Annotated in this window: 22 protein-coding genes and 1 pseudogene; 15 read left to right on the top strand and 8 right to left on the bottom strand. The window is 35.3% G+C overall.

Going from position 1 to position 26924, the window contains the following annotated elements:
• Positions 1-59: 59 nt before the first annotated feature.
• The 5 genes from DK866_RS02710 to DK866_RS02690 form a co-directional block, all read right to left on the bottom strand.
• A complete protein-coding gene (locus tag DK866_RS02710; RefSeq protein WP_162556970.1) occupies positions 60-2273 on the bottom strand; it encodes a T6SS effector phospholipase Tle3 domain-containing protein in 2214 nt (737 codons plus the stop codon).
• The gene (locus DK866_RS02705; protein WP_109407637.1) at positions 2273-3025 is read right to left on the bottom strand and encodes a T6SS immunity protein Tli3 family protein; all 753 of its coding nucleotides are present in this window, start codon (positions 3023-3025) and stop codon (positions 2273-2275) included. The genes DK866_RS02710 and DK866_RS02705 overlap by 1 nt, the downstream gene beginning before the upstream one ends.
• A gap of 165 nt (positions 3026-3190) precedes the next feature.
• Positions 3191-3943, bottom strand: a complete 753-nt coding sequence (locus DK866_RS02700) for a T6SS immunity protein Tli3 family protein (RefSeq protein ID WP_109407636.1) — start codon at positions 3941-3943, stop codon at positions 3191-3193.
• A gap of 165 nt (positions 3944-4108) precedes the next feature.
• Positions 4109-4858 carry a T6SS immunity protein Tli3 family protein gene (locus DK866_RS02695; protein WP_109407635.1) on the bottom strand — a complete coding sequence of 250 codons (750 nt, stop codon included), beginning with the start codon at positions 4856-4858 and terminating at the stop codon, positions 4109-4111.
• A 417-nt stretch (positions 4859-5275) separates the two neighbouring features.
• Positions 5276-5743, bottom strand: coding sequence for an aminotransferase class I/II-fold pyridoxal phosphate-dependent enzyme (locus DK866_RS02690; protein ID WP_109407634.1), 468 nt, complete (start codon positions 5741-5743; stop codon positions 5276-5278).
• Between the two features lie 780 nt (positions 5744-6523).
• On the opposite strand from DK866_RS02690, the gene DK866_RS02685 reads away from it, so the two are divergent.
• The 8 genes from DK866_RS02685 (at position 6524) to DK866_RS02650 (ending at position 14281) form a co-directional block, all read left to right on the top strand.
• Positions 6524-6862 carry a helix-turn-helix domain-containing protein gene (locus DK866_RS02685; protein ID WP_109407633.1) on the top strand — a complete coding sequence of 113 codons (339 nt, stop codon included), beginning with the start codon at positions 6524-6526 and terminating at the stop codon, positions 6860-6862.
• Between the two features lie 188 nt (positions 6863-7050).
• On the top strand, positions 7051-7611 hold the full coding sequence (fimA, locus tag DK866_RS02680; RefSeq protein ID WP_109407632.1) for a type 1 fimbrial major subunit FimA: 561 nt from the start codon (positions 7051-7053) through the stop codon (positions 7609-7611).
• A gap of 27 nt (positions 7612-7638) precedes the next feature.
• On the top strand, positions 7639-8214 hold the full coding sequence (locus DK866_RS02675; protein ID WP_244179643.1) for a fimbrial protein: 576 nt from the start codon (positions 7639-7641) through the stop codon (positions 8212-8214).
• Between the two features lie 24 nt (positions 8215-8238).
• Positions 8239-8931 (top strand): fimbria/pilus periplasmic chaperone, encoded by a 693-nt coding sequence (locus tag DK866_RS02670; protein ID WP_109407630.1) that lies wholly within the window; start codon positions 8239-8241, stop codon positions 8929-8931.
• 33 nt (positions 8932-8964) lie between these two features.
• On the top strand, positions 8965-11553 hold the full coding sequence (locus DK866_RS02665; RefSeq protein WP_109407629.1) for a fimbria/pilus outer membrane usher protein: 2589 nt from the start codon (positions 8965-8967) through the stop codon (positions 11551-11553).
• Between the two features lie 18 nt (positions 11554-11571).
• The gene (locus DK866_RS02660) at positions 11572-12567 is read left to right on the top strand and encodes a fimbrial protein (RefSeq protein WP_109407628.1); all 996 of its coding nucleotides are present in this window, start codon (positions 11572-11574) and stop codon (positions 12565-12567) included.
• An 18-nt stretch (positions 12568-12585) separates the two neighbouring features.
• The gene (locus tag DK866_RS02655) at positions 12586-13146 is read left to right on the top strand and encodes a fimbrial protein (RefSeq protein WP_109407627.1); all 561 of its coding nucleotides are present in this window, start codon (positions 12586-12588) and stop codon (positions 13144-13146) included.
• 235 nt (positions 13147-13381) lie between these two features.
• Positions 13382-14281 (top strand): endonuclease/exonuclease/phosphatase family protein, encoded by a 900-nt coding sequence (locus DK866_RS02650; RefSeq protein WP_109407626.1) that lies wholly within the window; start codon positions 13382-13384, stop codon positions 14279-14281.
• Between the two features lie 73 nt (positions 14282-14354).
• Here the strand turns inward: DK866_RS02650 and DK866_RS02645 are convergent, their stop codons facing one another.
• Both DK866_RS02645 and DK866_RS02640 read right to left on the bottom strand, forming a co-directional pair.
• On the bottom strand, positions 14355-15512 hold the full coding sequence (locus DK866_RS02645) for a pyridoxal phosphate-dependent aminotransferase (RefSeq protein WP_109407625.1): 1158 nt from the start codon (positions 15510-15512) through the stop codon (positions 14355-14357).
• Between the two features lie 158 nt (positions 15513-15670).
• Complete coding sequence (locus DK866_RS02640) at positions 15671-16546, bottom strand: LysR family transcriptional regulator (protein WP_109407624.1); 876 nt, start codon at positions 16544-16546, stop codon at positions 15671-15673.
• Between the two features lie 202 nt (positions 16547-16748).
• On the opposite strand from DK866_RS02640, the gene DK866_RS02635 reads away from it, so the two are divergent.
• A complete protein-coding gene (locus tag DK866_RS02635; protein WP_109407623.1) occupies positions 16749-17363 on the top strand; it encodes a LysE family translocator in 615 nt (204 codons plus the stop codon).
• A gap of 62 nt (positions 17364-17425) precedes the next feature.
• On the opposite strand, the gene DK866_RS02630 is transcribed toward DK866_RS02635, so the two are convergent.
• Positions 17426-19468: a choline transporter gene (locus DK866_RS02630; protein WP_109407622.1), complete on the bottom strand. Its 2043-nt coding sequence runs from the start codon at positions 19466-19468 to the stop codon at positions 17426-17428.
• A 209-nt stretch (positions 19469-19677) separates the two neighbouring features.
• Between DK866_RS02630 and betI the strand changes: the two genes are divergently transcribed.
• The 6 genes and pseudogenes from betI to DK866_RS02600 all read left to right on the top strand — a co-directional run.
• On the top strand, positions 19678-20280 hold the full coding sequence (betI, locus tag DK866_RS02625; protein ID WP_109400562.1) for a transcriptional regulator BetI: 603 nt from the start codon (positions 19678-19680) through the stop codon (positions 20278-20280).
• A 24-nt stretch (positions 20281-20304) separates the two neighbouring features.
• Positions 20305-21780 carry a betaine-aldehyde dehydrogenase gene (gene betB / locus DK866_RS02620; RefSeq protein ID WP_109407621.1) on the top strand — a complete coding sequence of 492 codons (1476 nt, stop codon included), beginning with the start codon at positions 20305-20307 and terminating at the stop codon, positions 21778-21780.
• Positions 21781-21819: 39 nt separating this feature from the next.
• Entirely contained in the window at positions 21820-23499 is a 1680-nt protein-coding gene (betA, locus tag DK866_RS02615; protein ID WP_109407620.1) for a choline dehydrogenase, read from the top strand.
• A 365-nt stretch (positions 23500-23864) separates the two neighbouring features.
• Positions 23865-25115, top strand: a complete 1251-nt coding sequence (codB, locus tag DK866_RS02610; RefSeq protein WP_109407619.1) for a cytosine permease — start codon at positions 23865-23867, stop codon at positions 25113-25115.
• Positions 25105-26382 carry a cytosine deaminase gene (locus DK866_RS02605; protein ID WP_109407618.1) on the top strand — a complete coding sequence of 426 codons (1278 nt, stop codon included), beginning with the start codon at positions 25105-25107 and terminating at the stop codon, positions 26380-26382. The genes codB and DK866_RS02605 overlap by 11 nt, the downstream gene beginning before the upstream one ends.
• 231 nt (positions 26383-26613) lie before the next feature.
• Positions 26614-26685: pseudogene (locus DK866_RS02600) on the top strand (IS200/IS605 family transposase); the annotation flags it as partial.
• Between the last annotated feature and the right edge of the window lie 239 nt (positions 26686-26924).

Below are 26924 nucleotides of genomic sequence, written 5' to 3'. Positions count from 1 at the left end.
TTTGAATAAATTCAAGCGGACTTCTTATTTTTAAGATTTAGAATATTGGGCATTTATTGTTATTTTTTCTTTAACGGGTTTTCGATGATATCTGGCATTTCTGGTAAATCTAATTCACCTTTTTCCATATAGATATCTGAGCCACTTAGCCAATCCGCATATTTTCTTAACTCATCCATCTTTTCTGGGCTTCTGCCGATTTCACAATAACCTATAGGTAAGTCATAAGTGACTACGCGACGAAGAAACAGTGAATTTCTTGGCAATGTACCATGGTCAGTAGGACGTTGGTTGTATTCGCGAATGCGTTTTCTCATCTCTTCTAAGGTTTCATACTTTGTGGTTGCATTTTGATCTTGAGGATCTAATAGTGGATTATTCTTGAGTACTTTTTTCTCTTCTGGGGTGAGTTCAACCCAAATACGATGTTGATAAGAATAGAGATCTTTATAGAAGTAATATTCGGCATCTTTGGGCTCATAGCTCCTACTTTTGGGGTTATATATTAATTGTCCATAACCTTGACCTAAAGGTATCTCTTTTTTCTGTTTATCAGCATCTATATTAATTTCAAGGGCTGGTTTCTCCACTTTTTTTTCTATTACGGCAAAATCTTCATCAAAGGTTGCCAATTCTGTTGCTGTAATAGGGTGAGGTACTTCTGGAGCATTAATATTTAGTGAAATATTAGCTGAAGGCTCAGGCCATGCGAAGCCTTCTAATGTTTTGGTATTGCTGTCCCAAAAAATATTACCATCACTGAATCGTCTATTTGCATCAGTAAATATAGTTTTTGGATTAGGTTTTCCACCACAAGGTGTATTACGTGCTAACATTCTGATATAGGGTGGATGTTCAAGGGCAAATAATGGGTGATGCTGTATTTGTCCTCTTTCTTTAATATTAGGAAGTGGGCACCAACCAATACTTTCTAACGGTGATGATCCCATTACACGATCGTGTGGATTACAATAAATATAGAACCGCCCGTGATTATCTCTTTCTTTAATAAACTCACCTTTAGTGAATTTTTCTTTATTAATTTCGATATTCTCTTTATTTTCTTTATTCTCGTTATCTCTAATACCAAGCTTATTCCCTTTATATATTATTACATCAGGAGTCCAACTTTTTTGCTCTTCACTTTCTCCGACAACTAGACTTGAATATCCACAAGGCGATCCCTTTAATCGATTTTTATTCTTTGCGATTTTATCAATAATTTCTTTTAGGGTTGCTTCTCGATGTGCTTCATTAATGTTTTCATTGTAAACATAAGAGTAACTATTTAAGGAATTATCTTTTGTGGCATAAGGAGAGTTTAAAACAAAGAGGCTATCAGGGGCTTCAATCGCTGCCGCTGCTAAGGCAATCATCGTGCCTTGGCTGTGTGAAATAACAGTAACAGTATCATAGGGGTTATTTTCACGTATTTTCTTGACTAAATTGGCTAGCCGTTTTACAGCATGAGCATAATAGCGACGAGGAGGAGACTTTGTTAATAACCGATCTGATTCAGGGTTAAAGGCTTGTATATTAAAAGGGATAGGGGTAGGGATCACTGTCCATAACATGGCGAGATTACTAAAACCGTGTTTGCTCCATAAACTGACTAAATTATTACAGCCATTTTGAAATGGCCCTCCACCCCAGAAAAAAGGGCCCTTATGTTTAATTTGTTCATTAATAAAGAGACGTTTTTTACGGTAAGGCAGAGAATGGTATTCTTGTACAATATTGTATTTTTTTATATCTCCGGGTGTCCAATATTTTTCATCTTTATGACTGTATTCAGGATTAAGTATTTCATTAACTAAGCGGTGATAGCTTTCTCCTTCTTTATTTTTTAGTGGAATACAGTATTGACCTAAATCATCATCGGTTGCACGATATCCCCAATAAAAACGGATCACGGGGGAATTACCTAACTTTTTTAATGTTCGAATAGGCTCTTCATAAATATAATGGCTATTATCATAATTTTTTTCATCTAAAATAAATTTGGGTTCATAATATTCATTTTGTTTTAATTGATAATCTGTATTAGTTAAATTTAACCGTTCATTAAGACCAGCACAAAGTTCTCGTTCGGCATCGTTATACCACTCTCCTTCTGAATTTACCCCATGAACAAAAATAATAATTCCAGGTAAGTGGGGGTTAACATGGATTTCTCCACCAATATTGGCAGCATGAGTGATAGAACGCCATTCTTGACTACCATCAAGGCACTCTTTAGGTTTTAGCCAACGAGTTGGGTTACTGTTGCTCATCATTTTTCCGCCTGTGAAATAGGATAGATAGAAGGGGCACTGCAATCAAAACGGGTTTGCCCTGAGGGGGTTTTTAAGTCTTCAGGTGGGCTTTTTTCTTCCCCCCAACTACTATGGACATAATTAGAATCAGTAGGATCAAAATAAATGATACGCCACCAAGGGTTGGCTAATTCATCGTTAGTTTTCCGCCGACTGACAGTTGTTTTTCCTAAATAAAATCCCTCATCAGTGACAATGATATCGAAAAAAGAAGAGTAGTAACCGGGATGATCAGTATGAATACCAAAACCTGCATTTGTGGGTCTAAAGTTTTTTCCACCATCAAGGGTAACAAGGATTGCGTTAACACAACCCCATTTAGTGCCTGCGCATTGATCTGTTCTTCGACTCAGTACCGCAGGGAAAACTAAAGCATCATCGCGTTCGGTTGCCCAAATTAGGCGTCCTTGGTATAAACAAGCTGATCCGTATAATATTTCTTGATGGATATTGTTTTTTGTATTGTTGTAATAGGTGATCCCTTCTCGCCTTTCATTATATTTCTCTAAGGTAAAAAAGCGGTGGTCATCAATACGATAAATCACGGTGGGGGGGCCATAACTTTTAATTTCTTCGTCAATTAAACGCTGTTGTTCGGCTCTATCTTGTTCCGCTTTAATCGCGGCTTTTTCTTTTAAGGATAGACAGCCAGTTAATAACGAGGCACTTAAAATAAACAGTAAGGGAAATTTCAGTTGATGTAATAACATGGGTTATCCTTTTCGTGATGCCGTTTTATTGAAGACAACAAAGTGAATAATTAAATAAAGCGATTGACGTTAGCTGTTATCGTGAATGGCTTTATTGACTTTTTGCCTTCTTCTTTCTTAGAAAGTTTGGTGGTGCTAATTAACGGGGCTGGTCTCGATTGCTCATCATTTTTCCGCCTGTGAAATAGGGTAAATAGAAGGTGCACTGCAATCAAAACGGGTTTGCCCTGAGGGAGTCTTTAGTGTTGGAAAGGGGGATTCTTTATCCCCAACACTGCTATGGACATAATTTGAGCGAGAGGATTCAAAATAAAATTTTCGCCACCAAGGTTTGGCTAATTCATCATTAATTTCTCGACGGCTAACAGAAGTCTTTCCTAAATAAAATCCTTCATCTGTGACGATAATATCAAAACTAGCCGATCTGAAACCAGGATAATCTGTATTTTGCCCAAATCCACCATTTGTGGGTCTAAAGTTTTTTCCACCATCAAGAGTGACAAGAATAACGTTAACGCAACCTGTTTTTGTTCCTGCGCAGCGGCTGGTCATACGGCTTAATACTCCCGGAAAAGCAAAAGCATCGTCGCGTTCGGTTGCCCAGATTAGGCGACCTTGATAACGGCAAGCGGAAGCTCGGATAATTTCCTGATGTATTCCTTTTTGAGTATTGTTGTAATAAGTCGAGCCACTGCGCCTTTCATTATATTTCTCTAAGGTAAAAAAGCGGTGGTCATCAATACGGTAAATCACGGTGGGTGGGCCATAACTTTTAATTTCTTCATCAATTAAACGCTGTTGTTCGGCTCTATCTTGTTCCGCTTTAATCGCGGCTTTTTCTTTTAAGGATAGACAGCCAGTTAATAACGAGGCACTTAAAATAAACAGTAAGGGAAATTTCAGTTGATGTAATAACATGGGTTATCCTTTTCGTGATGCCGTTTTATTGAAGACAACAAAGTGAATAATTAAATAAAGCGATTGACGTTAGCTGTTATCGTGAATGGCTTTATTGACTTTTTGCCTTCTTCTTTCTTAGAAAGTTTGGTGGTGCTAATTTACGGGGCTGGTCTCGATTGCTCATCATTTTTCCGCCTGTGAAATAGGGTAAATAGAAGGGGAACTGCAATCAAAACGGGTTTGTCCTGAGGGAGTTTTTAGTGTTGGAGAGGGAGATTCTTTATCCCCCACACTACTATGAACATAATTAGAATCGGTAGGATCAAAATAAAATTTTCGCCACCAAGGATCATCAAGTCCGTCATTTTTTAAACGAGAAAATGGAGATTCTCCTAAATAGAAGCTATTATCAGTCACGATAATATCGAATTTAGCAGATCTAGGCCCGGGATAATCAGTATTGCCACCAAACCCGCCATTTGTGGGCATAAAGGTTTTTCCACCATCAAGGGTAACAAGAATAACGTTAACGCAACCTGTTTTTGTTCCTGCGCAACGACTGGTCACACGACTCAATACCCCCGGAAAAGCAAAAGCATCGTCGCGTTCGGTTGCCCAGATTAGGCGACCTTGATAACGGCAAGCGGAAGCTCGGATAATTTCCTGATGTATTCCTTTTTGAGTATTGTTGTAATAAGTCGAGCCACTGCGCCTTTCATTATATTTCTCTAAGGTAAAAAAGCGGTGGTCATCAATGCGGTAAATCACGGTGGGAGGGCCATAACTTTTAATTTCTTCGTCAATTAAACGCTGTTGTTCGGCTCTATCTTGTTCCGCTTTAATCGCGGCTTTTTCTTTTAAGGATAGACAGCCAGTTAATAGGGTGGCACTTAAAATAAACAGTAAGGGAAATTTCAGTTGATGTAATAACATGGGTTATCCTTTTCGTGATACTAATTTAATAATATTGCTGTCCTTGTCTGTTATAACCCTGCTTCAGAAGATGATAAAAAAGATCTTACTTATTCATTTTAAAGATAATAAAATTTATTTATTGTATTTATAACTAGATGTTATATTTTTATTTGATAAATTTAGTTATAGCAAGCAAGATGCTAATTATCAATGTGTTGATTTTATTCTTAAGGTAAAATTCACAAAAATAAATCCTCACATTGGTAATTATACGTAATTGAATTGGTATTATTAACCTTTAATCGGTTGAATAAAAATAATGAATACACAGATGTTTTTATTTTAAATAATATTAAGTATTCATAACGCAATGGAATGTTAGTTGAAAATTAAAAGTAAATAAAACTGGTACTATTTTATAGAGCTATTTTGGGATTAAATCCAATTTTTAGCTCTAAAAGCTCTTGACGTAGTGACGAAATAGCTCACATCTTCGGATGTGCCTAATGTTAAACGGCACCAACCAAAAGCGGATGGAAATTCACGGTCGACCATAATATTCAACTCTTTTAAGGCATCCACGACTATCTGACGTGAAATATCAATCGATTTACGGCTATATTCCACATAAATTTTATTTTTTAGTGAGGTTAATGTGGCAACAGCACCTGCAGTATTAGTATTATTAATAGAAACCAAAGCATCAATCTGTGAGATTACTTCTGGAACGGAAACGCCAAAACCTATATGTAACCTGGCTAAGGCATAAATTTTTGAGAAAGTACGGGCGACAATTAGATTTTTATATTCTGCAACAACTAACGAAATTGTACTGATAAATTCAAGCGTTGGAACAAACTCAGCGTAAGCTTCATCAATAATAAACGTGTGGTTGTTTTTCATTATAGAGCTGTATTGATTCTTTAACTAATTTGCTTGTTTCAGATTACTCGATTTTATCAGTAGATACTCCATTTTTAATATCCCATCAATACTTTCTGCTAAGGTATTTTGATAACAATCATACTTATTAGTGATAGCGAATTGAATATTATGTTCTATATGCATCTCTCGATATTCGAAGAACAATACTGAATTCCTCATGTTCAATGATAAGCCCGTTTATTAGGCACAAATCCTCACTTAGGATGGGTCAACTTCAATATACAAGACCTGAATTTATTCAGGCTTTATTATCTATTTAATAGCCACTAAGTTGTTCTATTTTTAATCAATATGTGTAAATAAATTGATCTTTATTAAAAAGAGCTCATTTAAAATTAATAATCTCTAGTCAGATATAAAGAATATTCTTATAGTGTTCAACTCCAAAAAGTAATAATGGGCTAAACAGTAATTATCAAACCTTTCTTCAATTTTTTATTTAGCTAAGTAGTAACATGCTGAGCGAGTAAATCTGCATATTGAATCAGTGTTAATATTAGTGATTTATGTTTTTTTTAAACATTGAATGCTATATTTTCAGAATTTTATATTGACCTAAAACGACTATCTAAAAATGACGATACATAAACGTCAATACTCCAGAAGAATTTTATATATTTTCTTACGCTTTTTGCGTGTTTAGTTATTGATTGATTAATATGTTAGATGAACAGGAATATTTGATTTTATTAATTTGGTCACGTAAATTAATTAAAAATAAACTTGAGGAAGAAAGTTTTGGATATAAATGTTTTTTCATTGAACTATGAGTTCATAAGTGAAAGAAAGATACTTCAACATTCTATTGGCTATGAACTTTCTCTATTAAGACAACGTAATTCAATGACAGGCTCTGAATTAGGAGAAAGAATAAAAGTCTCACAGCAACAAATATCTCGTTATGAAAGAGGAATAAATAAAATACCAATTGATATATTAATTTATGTATTAAGTATATTTGATGTTTCAATTAGTGAGTTTTTCGAAAAGGTTTCGAAAAGAATTATTACATTTAAATATAAAGCCAAGTATGAAAATGATAATAACTTCTCTTTTTTAGAAAATTGTCCTCAATGAGAATAATGTTTTGTTAATATCATAATTACATACTACTAATGTTATATTAATTTTTTTTAATTAACGCTATTAATTAAAGTAATTCATATTAAGATGATTTTTTAATCAACTATTAATCAATATCATTTCTATTCTTCAGAATTTAAGTGAAGTCGTTGTATACCTGTAATATAAAAAAGGAAAAGTAAATGTTTAAAAAAAATATGCTAATTAAAACTGTATTAGCAGTGTCTATTTTATCTGCTAGTAGTTTAGCTTCTGCGGCGACAGTGGTTAATGGTGGTAAAATTAACTTCACTGGTCAAATTGTTAATGCGGCTTGTGCGGTTAGTGCTAAATCCATGAACCAGACAATTAATATTGGTCAATATAGAACTGCACAGTTTGATGTCGTAGGTAAAACAGTTGGAGACACGAGTTTCTCTATTGATTTAGAAGACTGTGATACGACTGTTGCAAAAAATGCATCAGCATCATTTTCTGGTGTTAGTGACTCTAATGATAAAACAATATTAGCAGTTAGCAATATCACCACGGGGGGGGCAGGTGCAGCAACAGGTGTTGGTATTGAGCTTATTGACCATACAGGAAAAGTCCTAACACCAGACGGTTCTGTTTTCTCTACAGCGAAACAACTTATTGATGGAGCTAATACTTTAGATTTCGTTGCACGTTACAAATCAACATTAGACACAGTGACTCCAGGTCATGCTGATGCTAACGTTACTTTCAAAATGCAATACGACTAATTTTAATTAGCTATTTGGAGGTATGGCTTGGATGAGCCATACTTCTATATCGAGGAAAATATGAAATATAGTTTAATATATTTTATTGTCCTATCATTTTTTACCTCTTTCTACTCTCAAGCTTATGGCTTGAATAAAAGATTTATTGAAGATGGGATCTTTTATATTAGGGGTGGAATTGTTGAGCCTGCATGTATTGTATCAGCTGAAAGTGAAAATCAAATAGTTGATTTAGGTGTTGTAAGTAGTAATAAATTTCATGGGGTAGGAAGCCATTCTATTCAAATACCTTTTTTTATTAAACTGACTGATTGTAATAAAAATATAAGTGATAAAGTTAGTTTTATTATTTTAGGAAATGAAAATAGTAAGGATAAAAGATTATTCAATATCACAGAGCAGATAAATTCAGCTTCCGGTATTGGTATTGCATTATTCGATGATAAAAACGAAATTATAAAGCCTAATATTACTGGTGAATATAAATTTTTTGAAGATAATGAATCAAAATTAAAATTTAAAGCAAGTTATTTAGCTACGGAAGAGCATGTTAAAGGTGGCAAAGCAGATGCTGTCGTTTGGTTTGTTTTAAATTATAACTAATTAGGTCTATCACTAGAGGTTAATATGTATTTAGCATATAGAAATTATATTGTTTTATTTTTTATTTTTTGCTATTCATCATTATCTTATGCTGGAGGAGTTGCATTAGCGGCCACTAGAATTATTTATCCATCAGAGGCTAAACAAACATCAATTACTCTTAGTAATACTGATAATAAATTACGCTTTTTAATTCAATCATGGGTTGATAATAGTGATGATAAAAAGAGCAATGATTTTATCATTACACCACCTCTTTTTGTTAGTAAGCCTAATAGTGAAAATACACTAAGAATAATCTATGCAGGGAAAGAGCTACCGAAAGATAGAGAAAGTTTATTTTGGTTAAATACAAAATCAATACCTGAAATTGAAAGAGAGGAAATTAAAGATAAAAATGTACTTCAATTGGCAGTGTTGTCCAGAATAAAAATATTTGTAAGACCTGATGGTTTACAATTTAATTTAAATGATATTCCTAATAGCTTAGAGTTTAAATTCTCTGGCCATGACATGGTAATCAAAAATCCATCACCTTATTACGTGACTTTAGTGAATTTGCACTTAGGCAATGAAAAATTAAATAGTGTGATGGTTCCTCCTATGGAAACGGTCAATATAAGAGTTAATAATCAAGATCATAATAAAATATCTTATCAAACAATGAATGATTATGGTGCAAGTACTCCAGTAATAATAAAAACGATTGAAAAATAAATCAGTTAAATATGACAATATAAGGTTTTTCTTATGCTGAAATCTAGAACTATAATCTTTAATATTTATATTATATTAGGGTCAGTATATTCAAGTTTTTCTTATTCAGATGGTTTTTTTAACCCTAACTTAATTTCTAGTGTAGAGGGTGAGGTTGCTGATTTATCAAGATATGATAAAGGGCAGGGACAACCTGAGGGAACTTATTCAGTAGAAATATATATTAATAATGAATATGTCTCTACAAAAAATATTCATTTTTATGAAAGTGAAGGTGCTTCAGATGATACAGGGTTATTACCTTGTTTGAATTCTGATGATTTAATCGCATTTGGTGTGAATTTGATTCATAAAAAAGAAGATGTAAATAATAGTTGTATTGATTTATTAGGTGAGATAGAAAAGTCTAGTATTCGTTTTGATTTTGAACGTCAAAAATTATTTTTAAGTATTCCACAAGTAATGTTTAAAAATAATATCCGTGGCTATATTCCACCAGAAAAATGGGATAACGGGATTGATGCTATTTTATTAAATTATAATTTCACTGGCAGAAACAATAAAAATGATAAAGATGGTTCAAATAATAATAATTATTATTTGAATTTAACACCTGGCATTAATATAGGTTCATGGCGCTTTAGAAATGAAAGCTCATGGATTTATTCGAGAGGACAAGATGATCAAAATAAATGGCGAAATATTAGAACATATGCACAAAAGCCGATTATTTCATTAAAAGCCGATTTGACGGTAGGTGATTCATTTTCTAATGGTGCTATCTTTGATAGCCTTGGTTTTAGAGGCGCAAAATTAGAATCTGATGACAATATGCTACCCGATAGCATGCGTGGCTTTGCTCCGACAATTAAAGGGGTTGCAAATAGCAATGCTATTGTAACCGTGAAACAAAATGGTTTTGTGATTTATCAGATTTCGGTGCCACCTGGTGCTTTTGAAATAAAAGATCTTTATGCGACTTCAAGTAGTGGTAATTTAGATGTTACTGTGGAAGAAAATAATGGGAAGATTACTCAATTTGTTGTTCCATATTCCAATGTGCCTATTTTACAAAGAGAAGGCCGATTAAAATATGAGTTTATCGCGGGTGAGTTTAGAAGTGGTTCAGGTAAACATGATAAACCTAACTTTGGTCAATTCAGCCTAATTTATGGTTTACCTTATAATACAACTCTTTATGGTGGTAGTCAGTTTTCAAATAATTATCAATCATATGCTATTGGATTGGGGGGGAACTTAGGAATATTAGGGGCAATCTCTGCAGATCTTATACAAGCAAATAGTATATTACCTAATGAAGAGCATAAGAAAGGGCAATCTGTTCGATTACTCTATGCTAAGTCAATAAATGAGCTCGGTACTAATTTCCAGATTATGGGGTATCGATATTCAACTCAAGGCTATTATACGTTAAATGAAGTTAGCTATAAAAGAATGAAAGGGTATGAGATAAGACAACCTGATGGATTATTTGAAGGTAAAGATCAACTTTCTGATTACCATGATTTAAACTATTCTAAAAAAGGCCGTTTTCAAATTAATATTAGCCAAAAAATAACCAATAATAGCTCTTTATATATTTTAGGATCTTACCAGAATTATTGGAGAACTACTGAAACTGAACAGTTATGGCAAATTGGATATAGTGGGGATATTAAAAGAATTAACTATAACCTTAGCTTATCAAAAATAAAATCACCTGGTATGAGTGAAGACAATAAAAATATTGCCTTTAATATTTCTATTCCTATTGATGAATTGTTTAATTCCTATAAAGTTAATGATTTAAAATATAATAAGAACAGTATGTATGCTGTTTATTCAATGAATAGAAGTAATGATAATATATTAATACAGCAAGCAGGCTTAACTGGAACATTACTTGAAGATAATAATTTAAATTATAATATTCAACAAGGATATGCCCGTAATGGTGGAGGGTATTCTGGAGTGGTTTATGGTAATTATAAAGGAAAATATGCTAATGTTGGAACGGGATATAATTATAATAATGATTGGCATGAATTAAATTATAGTTTAAATGGCGGTATTGTTGCTCATTCAGGTGGTGTTACATTAAGTCAACCTTTAGGTGATACAAATATTCTTATTAAGGCTAATAACGCAAATAATATAAAAGTGGAAAATGCAAATGGGGTACTTACTGATAACCAAGGGTATGCCATTTTACCTTATGCCTCCACTTATAAAAATAATAGAGTTTCATTAGATGTAAATTCATTAGGTGAGAATGTTGAATTAGAAAATTCAATTTTAAATGTTGTTCCTACAAAAGGTGCCTTGGTACAAGCTGAATTTAAAACAAATATTGGCTATCGAGCAATGCTAACTCTATCAAAAAAGGGCGGTTCTGCGATCCCATTTGGTGCAATCGTTGTTGATGAAGCGCGTTCTGTTAGTGGAATTGTCGGTGATGATGGTCGTGTGTTTATTTCTGGATTAGCACCAGTTGGTAGATTAAAAGCCAAATGGGGACAAACAGAAGATAAGCAATGTTTATTTAATTATGAAATTAATGAGACATCATCTAAAGAGAAAGGGATCTATTTTATATCTTCAACTTGCCAACATTATAAATAGCAACTTAGTGAGTCTATTATGATTAGAGTATTATTATTTGCAGTAATTGCAATTATGTCGAATAGTGCATTTGCCGTTTCTTGTGTGAGTGGTTGTAATGTCAGCGAATATTCAACCTTAAGCGGACAATTATCAAAGTCTGAAAATAGAGTTGGCATGACAAAAGATGCCTCTGAAATTATTTTAACTAATTTAGCAAAGCTAAGATGGAATAGTGGACGGGCTCAAACATGGGCAACATATTTAAATGAGAATATACCTTCTTCTAATACAAGTAGTGGAACTTGGAATTATTCAAAAATAGATGATTATATTTCTGTCGCATTGAGTGTTGTAAATAATTGTAGAACACTTTATGTACCTTACAATGTTTCAACATTAGATAATACTTGTAGTGTCCGAAGCTATAATGATGGTGAAGAAACAGTGGTTTCAACAAGAAAATATCAAACTAGAATAAGAATTGATAAAGCAATAATAAGCGGAACATATGTAAAGAATATATTTGTTGGAGAGTTTGGTTTTTGTCAACCTCAAGATTGTTCAACTAAACAAGTTGTTCTTTCTAAATTATATTTAAATCTGTCAATGACAGTCCCCCAATCTTGTACTATTAATTCTGGTCAAGTGATTAATATTGACTTTGAGAATATACCGTCTTCAAGTTTTAAAGTAGCGGGTAAAAAGGCAGAAGGCGTTAGTTCAATTTCTCGTAATCTAAGTGTTAAATGTGACAATATAGATGCAAGTGCAGATTTAACTATGCGACTACAAGCCGATTCCGTTAAAGGCAATGCTATTGTCTCTAATAATAAAAGTGTTGGGTTTGTTATTGCGAGTTTATCTGGATCAGAGTTAACACCGAATAATATATCAAGTTTTATTCCATTTAAACTCAATGGAAACTCGGATGCTAATGTCACTATTAATGTTTATCCTGTTAGTACTGATGGAAACATACCAAGTGAAGGCTCTGTCACTTCAAGTGGTTTTTTGCGCGTTGATTTTCCCTAATCTCTATAGGCTCACATTATGAATGAGTTATCGTATTTTTATAAAAAAATAGCACGAATTATATTGCTATGGATATCCTTACTCTTTATAGCTTTTACTTTTGTCATTAAAAATGCAAATGCAGAATTAGCGAACGTCAATATTGTTATAAAGGCGAATATTGTTGCGAATACTTGTAGAGTTAGTCCTGATTCAATAAATAAATTTGTTGATTTAGGCACATGGGCAACGAAAAATTTTAAACAAAATAATATGACTGATCCGGTTAAATTTACACTTAACCTAACGGATTGTAGTGTGGTAACGAAGGGCGTCAAAGTGACATTTAACGGAGATGTTAACGGTACTGATAATAGTTTGTTTAAACTGGTGGGAAATAATTCTGCAACTAATGTCGGTATTGCTATTTTAGACAAAAATAAAAGCAAAGTGCTACCAGGTAAAGGAAGCATTATGTACCCGACAGGTGCAAATAATACTATCACACTTGATTTTTATGCTTACTATCAAGCTATTAATGAATTTGTGACGAGTGGAAGCGCAAATAGTGAAGTTGTGTTCACATTAGAATATCTATAAATGATAAAGGGGACAGTAATGTTCTCTTTATTTTACAATACTAATTCTATTTTATAGCAATTTTTTCATCAAACTAAATCCAACTTTTAATGCTAAATATTCTTAGTGTGACCATACCAAGTCGATTTTTTGCATCTCGAAATAACTTTGTGGTTTGTATCACTGTGTTATATTTTCAATGTGATAGTTTATTGTTCAATATTCATTGATGTTCAGTTTATTTTTCGGGGAAATCATGAAAAAAAGTGCAATATCTATCCTAGTCAGCACTGGTGTATTACTGTCATCAATGGCAGTAGCGAATACCACAGGATCAGAAATCCTTGCTGTACAATCAGGCGGTACACCCAATAAGGTGTATCAAAATAATAAACCGACATTGAAAGTGGCTACCTATAATATCGGTAAAAATGAAGTTTCAGCAGATGTCACCAATTTTGACAAGCTTAACCAAGCAATCAAAAATATCGATGCAGAAGTCATTGTTGTCACTGAAGTTGATAATAAAACGGCACGTAGTAAAAATATTAACCAGCTTGAAGAGTTAGCAAAAGCGAATAATATGCAGTTTGCTTTTGGGAAAGCACTCGATTTTGATGGTGGGCAATATGGTGTCGGTATTCTATCGAAATATAAAATTGATAAATCACAAGTCGTTAATCTGCCGTCAGGTGATGCAGAACAACGTATTGTTTTATTATCACAAATTAGTAAACCAGGGTTTGATTCACCGATTATTATTATGGGAACACACCTTGATTGGCAAAAAGATCCCACTATTCGTATCGGTCAAGTAAGACATATTTTAGATGCTGCAATTGGTGATACAGAAACAGGTTTCGATAATATTTCAACATCAATAAAAATATTGGCGGGTGATTTTAACTCCACAGCCAATGAACAACCAATCCAAGAAATTAATTATTTTTGGAACCCTGTTGAAAAGCCAAATAGCGATAAACGTACATGGCCAGCCATTAATCCAGCTATAGATATCGACCATATCTTTACCTTTAAAGGTCAGGTTTGGGATATCAAAAATATGACCATCCCACAAGATTCAGCAACATTTAAATGGTCAGATGCAAGTGATCATCTTCCTGTTATTGCAGAACTAGAGTTACAAGAACAGTAATAAATAAAAATGCCCTTGATAGTATTTCCAAGGGCATTATTTTCATCAACTGCTAATTAAGCGTTAAATCAGACTAAATCCAACCTTTAGCTCTAAAGGCTTTTAATGTAGTGATGAAATAGCCCATCTCTTCAGGTGTGCCTAATGTTAAACGGCTCCAACCAAAAGCGGGGGGAAATTCACGGCCGACCATAATATTCGCCTCTTTCATTCTATTTTGATAGGTTTTTACATCGCCTTTAACTTTATGGAATATAAAGTTTGCATGAGAAGGTGCGTATTCAATATTCAACTCTTTTAAGGCATCCACGACCATCTGACGTGAAACATCAATCGATTTACGGCTATATTCCACATAAGCTTTATCTTTCAGTGAGGCTAATGCGGCAACTGCACCTGCAGTATTAGTATTATCAATAGAAACAAAGGCATTAATTTGTGAGATTACTTCTGGGACGGCAACGCCATAACCTACACGTAATCCGGCTAAGGCATAAATTTTTGAGAAAGTACGGGCGACAATCAGATTTTTATATCCTGCAACAACTAACGAAATTGCACTGATAAATTCAGGTGTTGAAACAAACTCAGCGTAAGCTTCATCAATAATAAAAAAGACATTCTCTTTTGCTGATTTTACCCAGTTCGATAATTCTGAGGTAGGCGTTAGCATTGCTGTAGGGTTGTTTGGATTACATAAGTAAACCATGCTAATACCATCAAACTCCTGTGCTTTTTTTTGCATAGTAGCTAAATCAAAAGCCAGAGTACTATCAACAGGAATTTTAACGATTTTTACCCCTAAAGGTTCTGCATAAAGCTCGGCATAGTTAAATGTTGGATCAGGAACAATAAGTTGAACCGCTTTACCTTCTTTTTGAGCTTTGTTGGCTACAAATTGAACGGCTGCTTGAATTGTCTCAGATGAGCCATTACCCAAAGTGATATGTTTATCTGAAAGTTTAAATTCTTTCCCTAATTCGCTAATTAATGCGCTACGTGCATCATCTGGATATCTAAATGCATTAGGTAAGGCATCAATAATAGCTTGTTTAGCTTTTTGCGACATGCCTAATGAGTTTTCATTAAAGTTAAGTAATAGCGGATTTTCTGCGTTAAAAACCAATTTGTTTTTCAATGATTCATTGGCATAAGCAGAGCTAACAAAAGAACTTAATGAAAGACCCCCAATCACTAAGCTTGATGATGTTAAGAATGAACGACGATTCATGTGATGTTTCCCAAGTAAATTATTCTATGTTTTATTAGTTCACATAGATTACTAAAAAATAGATCAAAGTAAATATGTATGCGTAAAAAATAGCTATTTATTCAATATTTTTTTAAAGGGATAAATCTGAGAATGGTTGTATTTTTGTGAAAACAGTATTAGAACGATCGTTCATCAATCTCTTTTGAACTCTTTTCAGCTTCGGCGATTATCCAGTTTTTAAATTTTTCCTGTTTAGAATCAGGGGCGATTTCTATTGGAGAAAGTAGATAATAACTTGAGTTATCTTTTACAAACCCATTTATAGTCACTAATTGCTGATTATGTAATTCATCTTGTACCATGAGAAAAGAGGCAATTGTTGCTCCCAATCCAGCTAATGTTGCTTGAATAGCTAGATAAAAATGCTCATATTCACTGGTTTTTGTATAGTTTGATACAACTCCTGAGTATTGAAACCAATCTTGCCAAGCTTGAGGCCGTGACAATGTTATTAATTGCTTATGTGAGTGATGAAGGTTATTCGGTTTTATGACAGCACCTATTTTTTCATCACAAATCTTGGTTGCATAAATATTCTTGCTCCAAAAAAAATCATTTCGTCTAAACGCTAAATCGACACCTTCTTTATTAAAATCAATTGCACCACCAGCGGCAACTAAGTGCAACGTGATTTCAGGGTGTAACGCATAAAAATGAGAAAGGCGCGGAATTAGCCATTTCATGGCAATAGTAGGTTCGCATGAAACCACTAACACGGGGTTATTTAAAGGAGAGCGCAAATGGGTGACGGTTTCTTCAAGTTGTTCAAATATTGCTGACGTTGTTTTATATAAATACTGACCAGCTTCATTTAAATAAACTGCACGATTACGGCGCTCAAATAAAGCAATGCCTAATTCATCTTCTAATAGCCGAATTTGTCGGCTTACTGCACTGTGTGTAACATGAAGTTGCTCCGCAGCACTGACAAAACTGCCTGTTTTTGCCGCGCTATTAAAAAAACGTAAGGATGTTAAAGAAGGCATTTTCATAAAAATAAGCCATAAAGTGAGTAATAAAATAGACGATGAAAAATTACAGATATACTGGAAGATAAATCGCTTTTTATTTTTAGTCAAATTAGCAAAATAGAGAGGTTAGGTGGATTAAATAAGTTTTTTATTCAAATAAAATCTTATTTTATGTCACTTTTTATTACATGTAATCAACTCAAATGTGAAAGTAAGGAAAGAAATGAGTGAGCTAATTGCTGTCGCGATGATCACGGTTTTGGCTGTGATTAGCCCTGGCCCTGATTTTGCTATGGTGACAAAAAATAGTTATTCCTATGGTGTAAAAGTAGGGTTAATGACAGCAATTGGTATTGTGATTGGAGTACAAGTACATGTTTTTTACACTGTATTTGGTATCTCTTTTATTATTATGGGATCACCAACGCTCTTTTTTATTATGAAATTACTAGGTGTTGGATATTTAATTTATCTTGGGGTTAAATCGTTAACGAATAAAACACAGCTGACCATTGAGAATGCAGTTAATTTAGCACCTAATATGTTCCAAGCATTAAGGGTTGGTTTTTTTACTAATGCTTTAAATCCTAAAACGATGTTGTTTGTTATTGCACTTTATACGCAAGTTGCCAACTTAAGTAACCCACTTTGGATAAACCTTTCTTATGGAATGTTTATCTCAATCGCCCATTGGATATGGTTTAGTTGTGTTGCACTTTTTTTCTCCACTCCGCTTTTACGAGCAAAAATACTTTCTCATCAGCAAGTCGCCGATAAGATTATTGGGGTGTTATTAATTCTTTTAGGTGTGGGATTGCTGTTTATTTCAGTAAAATAGAAAATTAATCGCATAAAAAAGGAGATCAAATAATGATCTCCTTTTTTATTTTAAGTGAGGATTTAATTTGACTCAGGGAACGTTAATGTCGATCCTGGAGCTTCACGACTAAGATGAATAAAGTTCAGATGTTTTTCATATTGGTCTAAAATATCAGTAATTACCTGTTCTTTGGTGTAATCCATTAAGTCATTTCCTTGGGTACCTTCCCATAAATAAGTCTCTAAACGGTAATAATCTGATTTACCTCGACGAGCACGATAGGTAAATGCAGGCACTGAATATTTTTGTGGCCAAATTTGATAAATAAAATTTTGCTCTTGGTCAAGATCGACCACAAGCTCTAAATGATGTAAACGTTCATTATCTTCAATTGGATAATAATTGAATTCAACTTTTGCTCCACGTAATAAAAGTTCTTTAGCCACATCTTGCATTGCTGGCATACAGGTTAAATCTAACATGCGTTGTGTATAGGTCGTTCCTGGGAAATTCATAACCCGCCCTAAACGCTGTTTCCAATTCATCGTAGTATTACCATAAAGTGGTGCTGGCGCATTGGTATTTAGCGAACTAACACGTCTAAAATCTTCGACTTTTAATGATTTATAAAGTCCAGCCATAATAAAGAAAATAACAAAGCTAAAGGGCAATCCCATTATTATAGTTGTGTTTTGTAAGGCCGAAATACCATCCGCCATTAACATACCTAACGTTAATAAACCAATAGCAATAGACCAGAAAATGCGAAGCCAATTGGGGGCGTCGTTATTAACATGGCTTAATTGAGAGGTGAAATTGCCTAATACTAATGAGCCAGAGTCGGCAGAAGTGACATAAAATAATAATCCCGTAATTGTGGCGACAGAAGCCGTTAAACCAAAACCGGGATAGAGTTCTAATAATGAATAGAATCCTTTTTCGGGTGCTTCTAATACTGTTTGTGCGAGTGCTTTATTGCCATGGATCACTTCATATAAAGCGCTATTCCCAAAAATGGATAACCATAACAGTGTAAAAACAAAGGGAATAATTAAGGTACCTATGACGAATTGTCGAATTGTTCGTCCTCTTGAAATACGAGCTAAAAAGAGTCCAACAAAAGGTGACCATGCAACCCACCAAGCCCAGAAAAACAGTGTCCAGCTATTCATCCAATCCGTTGGTCTATCAAATGCAAAACTATTTAATGTCATGCCTAAAAAACGATTAGTGTAATCACCGACATTTAATACCAGTGCATTTAATAAAAACTCAGTATCACCTGCAAATAAGATAAATAAAATAAGCCCCAATGCGAGTAATACATTTAGTTCAGATAAAATCCTGATCCCTTTGTTAACGCCCGATGTTGCAGAAATAACGGCCATAATAACAGATAATAGAATTAATCCGCCTTGAACGCTCAATCCTTGGGGTAAATCAAAAAGAACTTTTAGCCCATAATTAAGTTGTACAACACCAATACCTAACGTTGTTGCAATACCAAAAATGGTGCCTAATACCGCAGCAATATCAACTGTATGACCAATTGGGCCATAAATACGATTTCCAAAGATAGGATAAAGTGCAGAGCGTATGGTTAATGGCAAATTGTAACGATAGCTAAAATAGCCCAAAGCGATACCAATAAGTGCATACATAGACCAGCCCGTCAGGCCATAGTGGAATAAAGTCCACACCATCGACTGACGGGCTGCTTCTATTGTTTCACCTTCGCCGGTTGGCGGTAACATATATTGTGTAATCGGCTCTGCTACAGAGAAAAACATCAAATCAATCCCAATACCGGCTGCAAATAACATCGCAGACCAACTTAAAACACTAAATTCAGGTTTTGATTGTTCAGGCCCTAATTTGATATTTCCAAAACGAGATGTGGCAACAAAAATAACAAAAACGATGTATAACGTTGCTGCTAATAGATAGTACCAACCAAAGGTTTTTGATACCCATCCCAGTGTTGCCACAATCCATGTATTTGCTGTTTCTGTCATCAAAATAGTGAAAAAAGAAAACGCTAAAATCAGCGTTGCTGAAGCGAAAAAAACGACAGAATTGAGCTTGTCTTTCTGTGGTTTTTTTGTGCTGTTAAGAGTTGTCATCAGAAATTCCAAAAAATTATTTACCTAAAAGTTAAAAGTTGCATTCTTTGTTAACTAATTGAATTAGTTGCAAAGATTCAAATTTTCACAATATCCTCCTATATCTAAATGTAAATTAATTGTGATAAACAATAGTTAATATTGATTGAATGTTCAATTAAAAAAACGTTTAATGAATGTGTTCAATGTATTTTTTAGGTCTTTAAAACATGCCGAAGATAGGAATGCAGTCGATACGTAAACAGCAATTAATCCAAGCAACGTTAGCAGTGATTAATGAGGTTGGAATGCAAGAGGCGAGCATCGCATTGATAGCTCGAAAAGCCGGTGTTTCTAACGGCATTATTAGTCACTACTTTCGTGATAAAAATGGATTGTTGGAAGCTGCCATGCGCCATATCCAGTATCAATTGGGTTTTGCGGTGGCGATACGTTTAAGAATGTTAAGCGATGCAACACCTAAGCTACGTATCCAAGCTATTGTTGAAGGTAACTTTGATACTACTCAAACCAGTGAAGCGGCAATGAAAACATGGCTAGCATTTTGGGCAAGTAGTATGCATCAGCCTAATTTGAATCGTCTACAAAAGGTCAATGATAGAAGGCTTTATTCCAATTTAAGTTACGAGTTTGGGCGCGTTCTTACTAAAGATCAAGCACGTTTGGCTGCGAAAGGTTTAGCCGCATTAATAGATGGTTTATGGCTACGAAGTGCGTTAAGTAATGCACCATTCTCTCTTGAAGAGGCCAAAACCATTACTAATGAATATATCGATATGCAACTGACAAATCGGAGTCAAATAAAGACTTAAGAAACTAATAATAAAGGAGAAACTATGCCAAACCCACCGTTACATAAACTCTATATTCATGGTGGATATGTTGATTGCGCACAACCGGAGTGTGAACAATTTGAAGCGATTAACCCCGCTAATGGCGAAGTGATCGCCCATTTACAGTCTGCAAGTGAAGAAGATATCAATTGGGCTGTAGAGAGCGCAAAACAAGGGCAAAAAATTTGGCGTGCGATGACGGCGATGGAACGCTCTCGAATTTTACGACGCGCTGTTGATATTTTACGTGAACGTAATGATGAATTGGCTCATTTAGAAACCTTAGATACAGGCAAACCGCTATCTGAAACACGCTATGTTGATATTGTGACGGGCGCTGATGTTTTAGAGTATTACGCAGGTCTTATTCCTGCACTTGAAGGAGAGCAAATTCCACTTAGAGAAACCGCTTTTGCTTACACTCGCCGCGAGCCATTGGGAGTTGTTGCTGGTATCGGTGCATGGAATTACCCCATTCAAATAGCGTTGTGGAAATCTGCACCTGCACTTGCCGCGGGTAATGCAATGATCTTTAAACCAAGTGAGATGACTTCATTAACAGCATTAAAACTTGCCGAAATATACACCGAGGCAGGGGTGCCAAAGGGCGTTTTTAACGTTGTTACAGGAAAAGCGAATGTGGGGCAATGGTTAACACAGCATCCTGATATCGCGAAAGTTTCTTTTACTGGTGGAATTGAAACGGGTAAAAAGGTGATGGCAAATGCGTCTGCTTCAAGTTTGAAAGAAGTAACCATGGAACTTGGTGGAAAGTCACCTTTAATTATTTTTGATGATGCAGATTTAGATACTGCTGCTGATATTGCGATGATGGCGAATTTTTATAGTTCAGGGCAGGTGTGTACCAATGGCACTCGTGTCTTTGTTCCTGAAAGATTAAAACCTGCATTTGAAGCGAAAATTATAGAGCGCGTATCACGTATTAGGATCGGCTCACCTCTTGAAATGGACACCAATTTTGGCCCACTGGTCAGTTTTCCTCATTTTGAAAAAGTCTTGAGTTATATTGAGTTAGGCAAAGCTCAAGGGGCAAGATTACTTTGTGGTGGTCATCGTTTATTAGAAGGAAATTTTGCTCAAGGTGCTTATGTTGCACCTACTGTTTTCACAGATTGCACCGATGATATGAATATCACACAAGATGAAATATTCGGTCCTGTGATGAGTATTCTTAGTTATCAAACTGAAGATGAAGTGGTTTTACGCGCAAATAATAGCGTTTATGGTTTGGCTGCAGGTCTTGTCACCAAAGATCTCACAACAGCTCACCGTGTAATTCACCAATTAGAAGCAGGAATTTGTTGGATTAATACATGGGGCGAGTCTCCTGCAGAAATGCCAGTTGGTGGTTATAAACATTCTGGTGTGGGACGTGAAAATGGGCTTGTTACACTACAGAATTATACTCAAATAAAATCTATTCAAGTTGAACTTGGGGAGTTTTCATCCGTTTTTTAATCCATTCTTTTTTTAATGACTGAAACAGAGGAGATAACAATGGTCTATGACTACATTATTATCGGTGCTGGTTCAGCCGGTAACGTTCTTGCTACCCGCTTGACAGAAGATCCTGAAGTTACTGTGCTGCTCCTTGAAGCTGGAGGTCCGGACTACAGGTTCGATTTTCGTACACAAATGCCAGCGGCATTAGCCTATCCATTACAAGGTAGGCGATATAATTGGGCTTATGAAACAGAGCCTGAACCTTATATGAATAACCGACGCATGGAATGTGGCCGTGGGAAAGGGCTTGGTGGCTCATCATTAATTAATGGTATGTGCTATATCCGTGGTAATGCGATGGACTTTGATGGTTGGGCTAAATTACCTGGCCTTGAAGAGTGGGATTACTTAAGCTGTTTACCTTATTTTCGTAAGGCAGAAAGTCGAGATATTGGCGCTAATGATTATCATGGTGATAAAGGTCCTGTAAGTGTGACTACGCCGAAAAAAGGCAATAATATCTTATTTCAAGCAATGATTGAGGCAGGTGTACAAGCAGGATACCCAAAAACGATTGATCTTAACGGCTATCAGCAAGAGGGTTTTGGCCCGATGGATAGAACCGTCACACCTAAAGGTCGTCGAGCAAGTACAGCAAGAGGCTATCTTGATCAAGCAAAAGTACGTAAAAACTTGACGATAGAGACACATGCAACGACTGATATTATTGAGTTTGAAGGTAAAAAAGCAGTGGGTGTCCGTTATTTTTCAGGCGAAAATACCACACCTCATCGTGTTAAAGCCAATCGAGAAGTATTACTTTGCGCGGGTGCAATTGCTTCGCCCCAAATTTTGCAACGTTCTGGTGTTGGGCCTGAAAAAGTATTAAACGAATTTAATATTCAGCCAGTACATGTATTACCCGGAGTTGGGGAAAATCTGCAAGATCACTTAGAAATGTATTTGCAGTATGAATGTAAAAAGCCCGTTTCACTTTATCCTGCTTTAAAATGGTATAACCAGCCTAAGATTGGTGCGCAATGGCTATTTCAAGGAACAGGGATCGGTGCAAGCAATCAATTTGAAGCGGGGGGATTTATTCGCTCTAGCGAAAAGTTTGCGTGGCCTAATATTCAATTCCATTTTCTACCCGTTGCCATTAATTATAATGGCACCAATGCAGTAGAAGTGCATGGTTTCCAAGCTCATGTAGGCTCTATGCGTTCACCCAGTCGCGGGCGAGTAAAATTAGCTTCTACAGATCCTCATCAACATCCCAATATTTTATTTAATTACATGTCCACAGAACAAGATTGGGAAGAGTTTCGCTCAGCTATCCGTATTACGCGAGAAATAATGGCACAACCAGCATTAGATGCTTATCGTGGCGAAGAAATTAGCCCAGGTAAACATATTCAAAATGATGAAGAACTTGATGCTTTTGTTAGAGAACGTGCTGAAACAGCATTTCATCCTTGTGGCACATGTAAAATGGGAACGGATGAAATGGCAGTTGTCGATGGGGAAGGTCGAGTACACGGCATAGAAAACTTAAGAGTTATTGATGCATCTATCATGCCGCTAATAATCACTGGGAATTTGAATGCGACTACAATTATGATTGCAGAAAAATTAGCTGATAAGGTGAGAGGAATTAAATCTTTACCTAAAAGTCATGCTAAATATTATATTGCAGGTGATCAAGCTGCAAGAAAAACAAATCTAAGCCTATAAATTAGGGCAGACAAAAGAGGAATGTAAATTCCTTTTTTGTCTTTTCATCATTATTTTCTCTTTGTTGACCTTGAAGTTATATAAAAATTATTTATATAAAATCTAAATATTCAGGAAAAAATATGATTAATTTTTATCATAAGTATTTCTAAATAAAATCACTTTATAAAAGAAATTCAAAATAACGGGATAAATTCAAGTAAAACAACAATTTTTCTGCCATTTCTGTGATGAATATCAACACTCCATAATTGAAGCATTCCATTAATTATAATAAACAGACGACGAAAACGTTTGCATAATATTTTTATGCAGATAGAATTCGTCAGATTTTTTTGGCCTAGTGAAATTAATAGGGGGTTAAAGTGTCTCAGGACAACAATTATAGTCAGGGCCCAGTGCCCATATCCGCAAGAAAGGGTGGATTGGCGTTAACCTTTGTGATGTTGGGATTAACGTTTTTTTCAGCCAGTATGTGGACTGGCGGCGCTCTTGGTACTGGTCTTTCCTTTAATGATTTCTTCCTCGCAGTTCTAATTGGTAATCTTCTTCTTGGTATCTACACCGCATTTCTTGGTTTTATTGGTTCAAAAACAGGTCTTACTACTCATCTCCTCGCGCGTTACTCTTTCGGTATTAAAGGTTCTTGGCTTCCCTCATTTTTACTCGGTGGTACTCAAGTTGGTTGGTTTGGTGTGGGGGTGGCAATGTTTTCCATTCCGGTAGGAAAAGCCACTGGTATTGATATCAATCTTCTTATCGCCATTTCCGGCATTTTAATGACCATCACAGTATTCTTCGGTATTTCTGCTCTCACTATTCTCTCTATCATCGCAGTTCCTGCTATCGCTATTCTCGGAAGTTACTCTGTTTATCTTGCGGTACATGATATGGGGGGACTTTCGACACTAATGGCGATAAAACCGACTCAGCCATTAGATTTTAATTTAGCGTTAGCAATGGTTGTTGGATCGTTTATTAGTGCGGGTACACTGACTGCTGATTTTGTCCGCTTTGGACGAAACCCTAAAGTTGCTGTCATTGTCGCCATTATTGCTTTCTTCTTAGGAAATACCTTGATGTTTGTCTTTGGTGCGGCTGGTGCGGCTTCACTGGGAATGGCAGATATTTCTGATGTGATGATTGCGCAAGGATTATTACTTCCGGCTATCGTGGTGCTAGGTTTAAATATCTGGACAACGAATGACAACGCGTTATATGCATCAGGATTAGGTTTTGCCAATATCACTGGTTTATCAAGCAAAAAACTTTCAGTAATAAACGGTATCATTGGTACGCTGTGTGCATTATGGCTTTATAATAACTTTGTCGGTTGGCTTACCTTTTTATCTGCAGCAATTCCACCAGTAGGAGGTGTTATTATTGCAGATTATCTGATGAATAAAGCACGCTATAACTCCTTTAATGTTGCTACAATGCAATCGGTTAACTGGGTAGCACTACTCGCTGTTGCCATTGGCATTATGGCAGGGCATTGGTTACCGGGTATCGTGCCTGTTAATGCCGTGTTGGGGGGAGCAATAAGTTACGCTGTGTTAAATCCAATATTAAATCGTCGTACAGCTCGACAAGCGGAGATAAGTCATGCTGGGTAAAAATATCGAACAAATTAACCATGCTCGTCTAGTTGGAAAAGAAGGTTTATGGCGCATTACGCTAAAAAATAACAAAATTGAAGCCATTGCATCTCAACCTGAAAATGATTTTCATCCTGATGCCTTAGATGCTCAAGGCGGATTGGTTCATGCGCCTTTTGTTGAACCTCATATTCATTTAGATACTACACAAACTGCAGGGCAACCGAGCTGGAATCAATCAGGTACGTTATTTGAAGGTATCGAGCGTTGGGCAGAGCGAAAAGCATTGTTAACACATGATGATGTTAAACAACGTGCATGGCAAACATTACAATGGCAAATTGCTAATGGTATTCAGCATGTTAGAACACATGTGGATGTTTCAGATGCTTCACTTACAGCATTAAAAGCAATGTTGGAAGTAAAAGAAGAAATAAAACCTTGGGTTGATTTACAAATAGTCGCTTTTCCTCAGGAAGGTATTTTATCTTACCCTAATGGCGAAGCTTTATTAGAAGAAGCATTAAAGTTAGGCGCAGATGTTGTTGGTGCGATCCCTCACTTTGAATTTACGCGTGAATATGGTGTTGAATCTCTGCATAAAACCTTCGCTTTAGCACAAAAGTATGATCGTTTAATAGATGTTCATTGCGATGAAATTGATGATGAACAATCGCGCTTTGTTGAAACTGTTGCGGCTTTAGCCCATAAAGAAAATATGGGTTCAAGAGTGACTGCAAGTCATACAACCGCAATGCATTCTTATAATGGGGCTTATACTTCACGTTTATTCCGACTATTAAGAATGTCTGGCATTAACTTTGTGGCTAATCCTTTGGTTAATATTCACTTGCAAGGACGCTTTGATACTTATCCAAAACGTCGTGGTATTACTCGCGTAAAAGAGATGCTAGAAAGTAATATTAATGTCTGTTTTGGTCATGATGATGTCTTTGATCCTTGGTATCCATTAGGTACGGCAAATATGCTCCAAGTCTTACATATGGGATTGCATGTTTGCCAATTAATGGGCTATGGCCAAATTGATAATGGATTACAGTTGATTAGTCATAATAGTGCTAAAACATTGGCGTTAACGGATTATGGTGTTGAAGTAGGAAATAGCGCAAACTTTATTATTCTGCCAGCGGATAATGGATTTGACGCTTTACGTCGCCAAGTGCCTGTGCGTTATTCTATTCGCCAAGGTAAAGTTATTGCACAAACAGAGCCAGCAAAAACAGAAATTATGTTAGATAAGCCGACACTGGTTAATTATAAATAATTGTGACCTATTTATCACAATAACAAAAATAAATTAAGGGTGACTATTATCGGTCACCCTTTTTTATGGGCTTTAGCCAGTTTAAGTCGCGTCAGCGTCTTTAATATAAAACCACCTGCTATGCGGGTGGTTTTATATTAAAGGTTATACACCTTTCCGTTACGATATAGATATTCAAGCTAATATTCGTAACTTAAATAAGGAAAGGTGTTTATGAGCATTAAAGCATAAAGCTCAGCACATAAAAAGTGGCAGTGTAAATACTATATCGTCTTTTCGCCAAAATATAGACGGAAAGTGATTGTATTTTATTAAGCTAAATTTCCAAAAATAAATAATAAAAATACTTTTCATTAAGTGAACTAAAAATATGTAATTCTATCAGTGAAATTAAAGATATTTAGTTTAAAATAGCAATATTATTCTACTTTATTTTAAGATTACTATTTTTCCTGTATGCGATATATTATAGGGTATTGTTCGTTAAATATTTTAAGTAATCGGCAGTAGTACGACCAATATATTTAACAAAAAAATAACAT

The sequence above is a fragment of the Proteus genomosp. 4 str. ATCC 51469 genome, assembly GCF_003144375.1.
In the GTDB taxonomy this organism is placed as follows: Bacteria; Pseudomonadota; Gammaproteobacteria; order Enterobacterales; family Enterobacteriaceae; genus Proteus.
Note: the sequence above shows the minus strand (reverse complement) of the source record. Positions and strands in the feature narration are given on the sequence as shown.

Coding starts and splice junctions, on each gene's coding strand:
- DK866_RS02640 (WP_109407624.1), bottom strand. CDS start 16,546: ATGAAAATGCCTTCTTTAACATCCTTACGTTTTTTTAATAGCGCGGCA.
- fimA (WP_109407632.1), top strand. CDS start 7,051: ATGTTTAAAAAAAATATGCTAATTAAAACTGTATTAGCAGTGTCTATT.
- betB (WP_109407621.1), top strand. CDS start 20,305: ATGCCAAACCCACCGTTACATAAACTCTATATTCATGGTGGATATGTT.
- DK866_RS02655 (WP_109407627.1), top strand. CDS start 12,586: ATGAATGAGTTATCGTATTTTTATAAAAAAATAGCACGAATTATATTG.
- DK866_RS02645 (WP_109407625.1), bottom strand. CDS start 15,512: ATGAATCGTCGTTCATTCTTAACATCATCAAGCTTAGTGATTGGGGGT.
- DK866_RS02690 (WP_109407634.1), bottom strand. CDS start 5,743: ATGAAAAACAACCACACGTTTATTATTGATGAAGCTTACGCTGAGTTT.
- DK866_RS02695 (WP_109407635.1), bottom strand. CDS start 4,858: ATGTTATTACATCAACTGAAATTTCCCTTACTGTTTATTTTAAGTGCC.
- betA (WP_109407620.1), top strand. CDS start 21,820: ATGGTCTATGACTACATTATTATCGGTGCTGGTTCAGCCGGTAACGTT.
- DK866_RS02630 (WP_109407622.1), bottom strand. CDS start 19,468: ATGACAACTCTTAACAGCACAAAAAAACCACAGAAAGACAAGCTCAAT.
- betI (WP_109400562.1), top strand. CDS start 19,678: ATGCCGAAGATAGGAATGCAGTCGATACGTAAACAGCAATTAATCCAA.
- DK866_RS02710 (WP_162556970.1), bottom strand. CDS start 2,273: ATGAGCAACAGTAACCCAACTCGTTGGCTAAAACCTAAAGAGTGCCTT.
- DK866_RS02635 (WP_109407623.1), top strand. CDS start 16,749: ATGAGTGAGCTAATTGCTGTCGCGATGATCACGGTTTTGGCTGTGATT.
- DK866_RS02605 (WP_109407618.1), top strand. CDS start 25,105: ATGCTGGGTAAAAATATCGAACAAATTAACCATGCTCGTCTAGTTGGA.
- DK866_RS02665 (WP_109407629.1), top strand. CDS start 8,965: ATGCTGAAATCTAGAACTATAATCTTTAATATTTATATTATATTAGGG.
- DK866_RS02660 (WP_109407628.1), top strand. CDS start 11,572: ATGATTAGAGTATTATTATTTGCAGTAATTGCAATTATGTCGAATAGT.
- DK866_RS02650 (WP_109407626.1), top strand. CDS start 13,382: ATGAAAAAAAGTGCAATATCTATCCTAGTCAGCACTGGTGTATTACTG.
- DK866_RS02700 (WP_109407636.1), bottom strand. CDS start 3,943: ATGTTATTACATCAACTGAAATTTCCCTTACTGTTTATTTTAAGTGCC.
- DK866_RS02670 (WP_109407630.1), top strand. CDS start 8,239: ATGTATTTAGCATATAGAAATTATATTGTTTTATTTTTTATTTTTTGC.
- DK866_RS02705 (WP_109407637.1), bottom strand. CDS start 3,025: ATGTTATTACATCAACTGAAATTTCCCTTACTGTTTATTTTAAGTGCC.